We start from the raw sequence: 1,116 nt of genomic DNA on the forward strand, positions 1-1,116 counted from the left end.
CCTGGAGCATCGTGCGGTGGTGTTGGCGGGGGGTCGTGGGGGTTTGTTGCGGGGTTTGGGTGTGGTGGCGTCGGGTGGTTCGGGGTCGGGTGTGGTGTCGGGTGTGGCGGGTGTGGGGTCGCGGTGGGCGATGGTGTTTACGGGTCAGGGTTCGCAGCGGGTGGGGATGGGTGTGGAGTTGGCGGGTGCGTTTCCGGTGTTTGGTCGGGTGTTTGGGGAGGTGGTGGCGGCGTTTGATGGGTTGTTGCCGCGTGGGTTGGGTGAGGTGATTGCGGGGGATGCGGAGGCGTTGGATCGGACGGGGTTTACGCAGCCGGCGTTGTTTGCGGTTGAGGTGGCGTTGTTTCGGTTGTTGGAGTCGTGGGGGTTGCGGCCGGATTTTGTGGTGGGGCATTCGATTGGTGAGGTGGCGGCGGCGCATGTGGCGGGGGTGTTGTCGTTGGGTGATGCGGTGGTGTTGGTGGCGGCGCGTGCGGGGTTGATGGAGGGGTTGCCGGGGGGTGGGTTGATGGTGTCGGTGCGGGCGTCGGTGGATGAGGTGGTGCCGTTTTTGGTGGAGGGTGTGGATGTTGCGGCGGTGAATGGGTCGGGGTCGGTGGTGATTTCTGGTGTTGAGGGTGCGGTGTTGGAGGTGGCGCGGGGGTGTGGTGCGCGGTGGCGTCGGGTGCGGGCGTCGCATGCGTTTCATTCGTCGTTGATGGATCCGATGTTGGTGGGTTTTGGTGAGGTGGTGGGGGGTCTGGAGTTTCGGGCTCCGGTGATTCCGTTGGTGTCGACGGTGTCGGGTCGGTTGGCGGGTGGGGAGGTGTGTGAGCCGGGGTATTGGGTGCGGCAGGTGCGGGAGACGGTGCGGTTTGGTGATGCGGTGTCGTGGTTGGTGGATGAGGGTGTGTCGGCGTTTGTGGAGGTGGGTCCGGACGGGGTGTTGTCGTCGTTGGTGTCGGCGGCGGTGTCGGTGCCGGTGTTGCGTCGGGATCGTTCGGAGGTGGGGTCGTTGTTGGCGGCGGTGGCGGCGTTGCATGTGCATGGGGTGTCGCCGGATTGGTCGGTGATGTTCCCGTCGGCGCGGCGGGTGGAGTTGCCGACGTATGCGTTCCAACGCCACCGCTACTGGCT

The 1,116-nt window shown here is 65.9% G+C and carries 1 protein-coding gene; it reads left to right on the forward strand.

Annotated elements, in window-relative coordinates:
* Positions 1-166: 166 nt before the first annotated feature.
* Positions 167-1,116: acyltransferase domain-containing protein (locus tag ACGFIW_RS33735; RefSeq protein WP_393324610.1), on the forward strand; the 950-nt coding region annotated here is incomplete at its 3' end.

Source organism: Micromonospora sp. NPDC048935 (assembly GCF_043197875.1).
Taxonomy (GTDB): domain Bacteria; phylum Actinomycetota; class Actinomycetes; order Mycobacteriales; family Micromonosporaceae; genus Micromonospora.